Here is a 7,653-nt window from a genome sequence, read left to right on the forward strand (position 1 = left end):
CTCCTGGGGGAGGCGGCGGGCGCTTACCCCAGGAAGGAGAACCGCTTGCCGGCCAACTTGGCTTTGGTTGTTTCGTAGGTTAACCGTTCCAGTTCGATCAAGGCGGCGGCGTCGGCCTGAAAGCGGTCGAAGGCGCCCAATTCGGGCCGCACGACCAGCAGCGATTCGGATTCGGCGGCGTTGCGACGCGCCTGCAAACTGGAGTAACACAACGAGTGGAACAAAATATCGCCCATCTTGGGATAACGCAAGCCTTTACGAAACGAAAGCATGCGCTCCAGCAGGACGCGCCAGCCGGAAATGGATTGGGGATATCGCTTGCAGTTCCCAAACGCGGATTGTTCTTGGCCGGTGCCGGTATCCAAATCGGACGCCACGGCCAGCCCCTCGGCACAATCCTCGCGAATCTCGTCGAGCGGCAGGTAGGACACCATGCCGCCATCGACGAGTAGGTTATCATCGATCCACACGGGGGGCCACAAAACGGGTAACGAGGACGAGGCCCGTACCAGCAGCCAGATGGGTCCGGTTCGCAGGCGAACGAGGCGGTGACGGTTGATATCCACGGCGGTAAAGAGGCAATTGATGAGTTGGTCCTCGAGCCGACTTTCGCCAAAGGTTTGTTTGTAAAGCCGGTTCATCTCCTCACCGGTGGTCAAGGACACGTAGGGCGGTTGGCGCGGAAACAAGGTGTGGCGGCTCGCTTGGGCACCGCTACCCCGTTTGAAAGCGTCGCTGGGCGACAAGCCCATGGCGACCAAACCGGCGGCGACGGCACCGGAACTGCTGCCGGCCACCACATCCATCGGCAGGTTCTGATCGACCAAGGCGCGGAAAACGCCAAGGTGGGCGACACCGCCGATGGTGGCCCCGCTAAAGGCCACGCCCACGGCGCGGTTGGTCAACTTGCGCGCCAGCGCCTCGAGGTCGGACCGGTTGCCCTTGCGAATGTGGTGGTGGCCCGCGAGGTAATCGCGGGGTTTGAGCCAGGCGATGGTGTTTTTGCCTTCAATCGCCTCCGGGCGCTGGATCAGCACCAGATGACACGGGGCGTGGCCGGTTCGTTTGAGCACTTCCATAATCTTCCGTTCCAGCGCGGCGATCTCGGGGCTACCGTCGGCCTCGGCGACCAACACGAGGCGGTCGGCCTGGCGCAAGCAGCGCATGGTCCAGGGCGTGTCGCCGGAATCACAAGCGTAAACCAGGGTGGTGTAATTGGCTTCCAAACGGTGGAAGTATTCCAAGAGGTTGGAGTCGCCGGCCTCGCCGCGGCCAATGCGCGACATGCCGGCGCCGAGGTAACCCTCGACGATGGCCGACTCCAAATGTTTCGACGGCCCGAAGGCGCGCGAGGCTTGCGCGAGCATGTCGGCGATGGGGCTCACATCCATGTGCGGCGTAATCGGCAACAACACAATGTTGCTGACGTGCTGGCGTTCGCTGGCACCGGCACGCAACGAGGATTCGGCCATTTTTGTGGCGACGTTGCGGCTCAAACTGGGTAAATCTTCCATCAGGGTCAAAAAACGTTCGCGGCGAATGCGCGCCACGCTGCCGTCACGCAGGGCACGCACGGTTTCGCGGTGGCCGGCACCGGCCATCAACTCGCGCAAGCCGAAGGATTCGCCGTGGCCCAAATAGCGGCGCCGACGTTCCGGCTGATCCTCGGCCGGTTCCACCACAAAACGCCCGGTACTGACAAAATGGATGTAGCGGGCAGGATCGTCGGCACTAATCAGGGTTTGGCCGCCGTCGACAGAGGTCCACCGCAGTTCCTCGTAAATCAGCGCGCGCTGCTCCGGGGAAATACCCTGGAACAACGCGAACTCGGACAAACGTTCCGGCCAAGCCATGTTGTCGACCAACTGATCGAGCAAGCGGCTGGCCTGGACATCGTGCGGTGCGGACAAAATATGCACGCGGCCGAGGTGGCGCGGCGCGGACCAGGCCTCGGGGTCGACATCGCGCAGGTTGTCCAGCGGGTTAACCAGCACGAGTTCGGCGGGCCGACTCATGCGGGTGGTAAAAATCTGCATTTCGCGGGAAACGGGCTGGGGGTCGCGTTTGACGGAGTTAAAACTGCACACCAAATCGGCCTGCCGCAACACAAACGCATTCCACGGCGAATTTTTCATGTCGGTCATCAAAACCACAAACCGGTGGTCGTTTTGCTCCAGGTTAAGCCATTCGGTGGCGGCAATGCGACGCGGATCATGAGAGGGTCGTTTCAAATCCTCTACTTGGAATTGCTCTTTAAATTGCTCACTTTCGAGATAGGCTCCGTCGTCGCGAATCTCCAGCGCCTTGCGCAAACTGTTGCGGACCAGCTCACCTAATTCACCGCCGCGCGAACAACTGGCCGCGATCAGAATCGAGCCGGGCCGGGGTTTGCGCAACTTGGCGCGTTGTTCCATCAAAAAGCCGGCGATTTGGCGCAGCAGCGACCAGTTGGGACGAAACGCCTTGCGAAAGGAATCGGCGTCGGTGAAGTAAACGACCGAATCGCGTCGGGCCACCACGGTGTAGGTTCGCGGGCGGTCGGTAAGCACGGCACTTTCGCCAATCCAATCACCGGACTCGGCCCAGCCGATGCGCTGGGAGCGACCGCGATGGTCCTCCAATAAAATTTCGAACAAGCCCTGCTTGACCACAAAAACTTCGCGGCCGGAATCGCCTTGGCGCAGCAAATATTCGCCGGCTTCAACCACGCGTGGCTTGAAGTGAGGAACGACGGAAGATAAAACCTGGTCGGAGGAACGGTCGAAAAAAGCGACATTTTTTTGAAAAAACGCAAGTTGATCATCAACGTTCATGGGGAAAGCCCTTCAGCATCAATAAAATACCAGAAAGAACGGTTATTACCTCGAAGCCGTCCACCCTTTGCTATGCAGGAAATACCGGGCCGGCGGAAACCGTCCGAGCCGGCAGGCGCACCAACCGCTTCCCACGACGAAAGGCGACAAAAAACGATAAGGCTAGCATATCGCAATCACTTGCATGGTAAAACCTAAGAAGCGCGATAAATCGCGGTGGTTATAGCTAAACCTCTGGGCTGCAACGGCCAGTGAAAAGGCTCACTGCACCCGGTGGGTGCAGGTCGTGCGCGACCCCGGTCCGCTTTTTCCAGGCCCTTTCGCTCCAGATCTTTAGCTAAACCCCCCTCGCTTCAGCGCCGCTTAGGTTAAAGCACAGAGCACGGTTTCTCGCACGCGAGCAGCGACAACCCCGCACCAGTACAAGACTTTCCTTGAAATACCGCTAGAATTTTAAGAAAAACTCGGGGTCTGACGATAGGTCAAAAATCATCGCCTTTCGAAAACCTCGCGGACCCTAGCTTTTTCACGGGCTGAACCGCGCTCAGGCATTCTGTCGACCCCTGGGGTCGCTTCTAAAAGGTACCTCAGCATGAAACGCCGTTCGTTCCTCAAAACCGGAATCTGCGCCGCCGTCGCGAGCACCTACAGCGCCTTTCCCGCGGTCTGGGTACCCAAAAAGTTTGCCATTCGGGTTTTGGGCACCCACGTCACGCTGCAAGAAGAGTTGCGCACCCAGGCGATGCGCGACCTCGGCATCGACATCCAGTTCGAACCCGGCGGCAGCGCCCAGGTACTCCACAAAGCATCGACGCGCCCCGAATCCTTTGACCTTTACGAGCAATGGTCCAACAGCATCAATATATTGTGGCGCGCGGGGGCGATCCAACCCATCGACAAGAAACGCATCGAAAAATGGGACGAGGTCAACGATTTAACCAAAACCGGCAAGCTCACCCCCGAGGCACGTTTCGGCGCGGGCGATGCGCCCTACCGTTTGCTGCACGTCCAACCCGACGGCGCACTTTCGGAAAACAACACGGAGGAAATCTCGTTCCTCCCCTACGTTCACAACGTGGATTCCATTGGGTATAACTCGGCGGAAATTCCACCGGGCAGCGAATACGACGAGGAAAGTTGGGCATGGTTGTTGGATGATCGCTTTCGCGGCAAGGTAGCCATCGTCAACGCACCGACGATCGGCCTGTTCGATCTCGCCCTGGCCGCGAGCGCCAAGGGCTTAATGACCTTCACCGACATCGCCAATATGACCCGAAACGAGTTGGACGAGCTCTTCAGCATCCTCAACGACTACAAAATGAAAGGCCACTTCCGCGGCGTATGGACCTCGGTTCCCCAATCGGTCGACTTTATGGCCCGGGACGGCGTCTTGGTGGAGAGCATGTTCTCGCCCGGCGTGGCCGCGCTACGTGGTCGCGGCATTCCCTGTTTGTACGCGGCACCGCGCGAGGGTTACCGCGCGTGGCACGGGGTGATGTGCCTTTCCAGTGCCACCACCGGCGCCCGGGCCGACGCCGCCTACGCCTACATGAACTGGTGGTTGTCCGGTTGGCCCGGCGCCTTTATCGCCCGCCAGGGTTACTATATTTCCACCCCACACCTCTCAAAATCCTTCCTCAGCGAGGACGAATGGAATTATTGGTACGCGGGAAAACCCACCGGCACCGTGCTCAACAACACGCATGGAGAACCCGCCGTCCAACCCGGTGAAACGCGCCGCGGCGGCTCCTACCTCAAGCGCTTCAGCAACGTGGCCGTCTGGAACACGGTCATGCAGCAATACGAGTACAGCTTGATTAAATGGAAGGAGTTCTTGCTTTCATGAACGAACGCGCCATCACCGCCGCTCCCGAAACAGGCTCCTTTTGGGGCAGCATTCGCGCCCGGATCATGCTTGGCTTTCTTCTGCTAATCCTTGGTATCGGGCTGATTAGCGGGGTTTCCTACAGCGGCTTTAACTTGGTTAAAAACGAATTCAACACCTTCCGCAACCTCAACGAACGCGCCACCATGGTGCTGGAATTGAACCGCGAGGTTTCCGAGGTCCAGCGCTACGTGCAAGTCTTCAGTTATACCGGTCACGACAGCGTTGCCGACCGCACGCTGGTGGTGGTGGGTGAAATCGAAGGGCGCCTGACCGACTTGAAACGCCTGAACCGCGACAACAACAGCTTGGCATTGCTCAAACGCATGGAAGGCCACCTCAAGGTATACCGCGGTACCTTCCTCGATGCGGTCGAACAACGGCGGTTGCGCAAAAGGCTTGAGGACGAAGAACTTGCCCTGGCCCATCGCCAGTTGGAACAAGCGTTGAAAAACTACCGCGCGGGCAAGAACCACAACCGCGACCTGGGTCGGCGCCTGTTCTTTGAAATCAAATCCCTCGAGGAAAACCTGTTCAACTACCTGCTCCAGCTTGAAGCCTATCCCCTTGAACAAAGCCTCGTCACCATCGAAGCCCTGGACCGCGAACTGGCGAAGGAACCGGGGCAAGATGCGGTATTTTTGCGCCAGGCCATTTCCGGGCTCACCAACCTCTCCCTGCGCATCATGCAAGCAACCCGTTCCTTTTTGTACCTGACCGGGGTGGTGATGGCCGGTGAAGCATTGGAGTTCAGCTACGTCTCCGCCGGCCTGCGCGACAGTATTTTGGATGAAATGAACCCCGTCATCAGTAGAATTCAAAACAACACCAACCGAACCCAGTCGTTTAACCTGATTTTTTCGGTGGCTTGCATGATCTTGGGTTTGTTCTTCTCGGTGTTTATCGGCCTAAGCATCACCCAACCGATTCGCGCGGTTTCGGTAACCCTGCTCAAGCTGTCCCGCGGCGAAAAAACCAGCATCCCCGGCGTGGATCGCAAGGATGAGATCGGCATCATGGCGCGGGCCGCGGGCGTCTTTGCCAAACGCAACGAAGAAACCGAACACCTGTTGGCGCGCTCCCAAGAACTTACCCAGGAACTGGACCAACACAAACGCGAACTAGAGCGTTCCAACAACGAAATGGAACAGTTCGTTTACACCGTTTCCCACGACCTGAAAAGTCCGGTGGTCACCAGCATGGGTTTCATCGGCATGATGAAGGTGTTTGCGGCGCAAGGGAAAGCGGAAGAGGCACTGCAAAAATTACCAACGCTTGAGAAAGCCAACCGCCGCATGAGCGAGCTCATCAACGACCTGCTGGATTTAAGCCGCGTGGGCCGCGCGGAGACGGACATGGAGCGCCTGGACATGAACGAGGTGCTGCAAAACGTGCAAACCAATTTAGTGGGCTTGATCGAAATGTACCCGGCCGAGATCGTTATCCAAAAAAACTTACCGGAAATCCGTGGAAACGAAATACGCGTTTCTCAAGTTTTTGATAATCTAATGAGCAATGCCCTTAAGTACACGTCCCTGATCACCAACCCCATCATCGAGGTGGGCGGCGAGCAGGATGCCGACTCGGTTCACTATTATGTGAAAGACAACGGAAACGGCATTCCCAAGCGCCACCACGACCGGGTCTTCGGTTTGTTCCAACGCTTGGATGTTTCGGTTGAAGGCACCGGTATTGGCTTGGCCATTGTCAAAAAAATCATGAAAACCCACCATGGCAAAGTCTGGATTGAATCCGAGGGCAACGGTTGTACCTTCCATCTCGAATTCCCACGTCATGGGGAAACAGCAACACAACGTAACGACGGGGCGACACATGAAGGATCAACGCAATAAATTTAAAATTTTGATTGTTGAGGACGACGACCAACACGCCGAACTCATTCAGTTCACCTTGTGTGAAACCGCCCAGAAACCCCGGGTCTGGCGTGCCGCCGACGGTGAGGAGGCGGTCGCTTTTCTCGAACGGCGCGCGCCGTTTGAAGACGCGGAGCGACCGAGCTTAATCTTGCTCGATCTCAAGCTCCCGAAAATGGACGGCCTGGAAGTGCTGGATTACATCAAAAATTCGGAAAACCTGAAAACCATCCCCGTGGTGATGCTGACCACCTCGGCCAGCCAAAAAGACAAAATCAAAGCCTACGAATCCCATGTGAACAGCTACCTGGTCAAGCCGATGGATTTTGGCGATTTCATGAAACTCGCCCAAGATGTTTGTAATTACTGGGGCCGTCTCAACAACCCCTTAAGCGTGGCCGAATAAACGCTTTTGGAAACCCAAAACACGACGCCAAAAGGCAGGGTGACCCGGTTGGGCGCCGACCGCGGGTAGCCGCACATCGATGGGTCGGCATCAAGCCGGTGGAACCACCAGGTTACCTGGAAACCGAGCCACACCGAGCAACCTGTTGCACGACGAAAAGGACGGTTCGACGACAATGGTGAGACGGTACCACCCCGGGGGACGCTACGACGGCGCCTCTGCGCTTCCGCCGTCCTCGTTTTCCCACGGCGCCGCCGTTGTGTCGGGAACACTAGGCGTAAGCATGCACCAGAATATCCGTTGGGAAATTTTCACCTAAGAAGCGCGATAAGAGCGTGGGATATTCGCTAAAGATCTGGAGCGAAATGGCTTGGAAAAGGCGGGCCGGGGTCGCGCACGACCGCACCCAATGGGTGCGGTGAGCATTCTCACAGGACGTTGTAGCCCAGATAGTGTGTTGTGGGTTTGAGTGCAAGGGGAAATCTCAGGTTCCACCGTTTTTGTTAGAGCCAGGCATACCCCGGCCTAGCGGCCGATGAAGCGGCCGTGTTCAGCGGGGGCATTTTTTCTCCTCAAAAACCTTCTTTTTGTGAAAGGCTTTTGAGGAGAAAAAATGCTGTTGGGATTGAGGTCTACTAGAGACTGAGGTTAACTTGCCGCGGGGAGTTCCTTGCT

Annotated in this window: 4 protein-coding genes; 3 read left to right on the forward strand and 1 reads right to left on the reverse strand. The window is 57.4% G+C overall.

The window, feature by feature from the left end; genetic code table 11:
• Positions 1–23 precede the first annotated feature (23 nt).
• Positions 24–2,813: a cyclic nucleotide-binding domain-containing protein gene (locus J3U88_RS12940; RefSeq protein WP_207859189.1), complete on the reverse strand. Its 2,790-nt coding sequence runs from the start codon at positions 2,811–2,813 to the stop codon at positions 24–26.
• A 592-nt stretch (positions 2,814–3,405) separates the two neighbouring features.
• On the opposite strand from J3U88_RS12940, the gene J3U88_RS12945 reads away from it, so the two are divergent.
• Genes J3U88_RS12945 through J3U88_RS12955 form a run of 3 tightly spaced genes read left to right on the forward strand, consistent with a single transcriptional unit; the run spans position 3,406 to position 6,978 of the window.
• A complete protein-coding gene (locus J3U88_RS12945; protein WP_207859190.1) occupies positions 3,406–4,659 on the forward strand; it encodes an ABC transporter substrate-binding protein in 1,254 nt (417 codons plus the stop codon).
• Positions 4,656–6,551, forward strand: a complete 1,896-nt coding sequence (locus tag J3U88_RS12950; RefSeq protein ID WP_207859191.1) for a sensor histidine kinase — start codon at positions 4,656–4,658, stop codon at positions 6,549–6,551. Before J3U88_RS12945 ends, J3U88_RS12950 begins: the two co-directional genes overlap by 4 nt.
• Positions 6,532–6,978, forward strand: a complete 447-nt coding sequence (locus J3U88_RS12955; RefSeq protein WP_207859192.1) for a response regulator — start codon at positions 6,532–6,534, stop codon at positions 6,976–6,978. The genes J3U88_RS12950 and J3U88_RS12955 overlap by 20 nt, the downstream gene beginning before the upstream one ends.
• The last annotated feature ends 675 nt before the right edge of the window (positions 6,979–7,653 follow it).

This window comes from Acanthopleuribacter pedis (assembly GCF_017377855.1).
Taxonomy (GTDB): domain Bacteria; phylum Acidobacteriota; class Holophagae; order Acanthopleuribacterales; family Acanthopleuribacteraceae; genus Acanthopleuribacter; species Acanthopleuribacter pedis.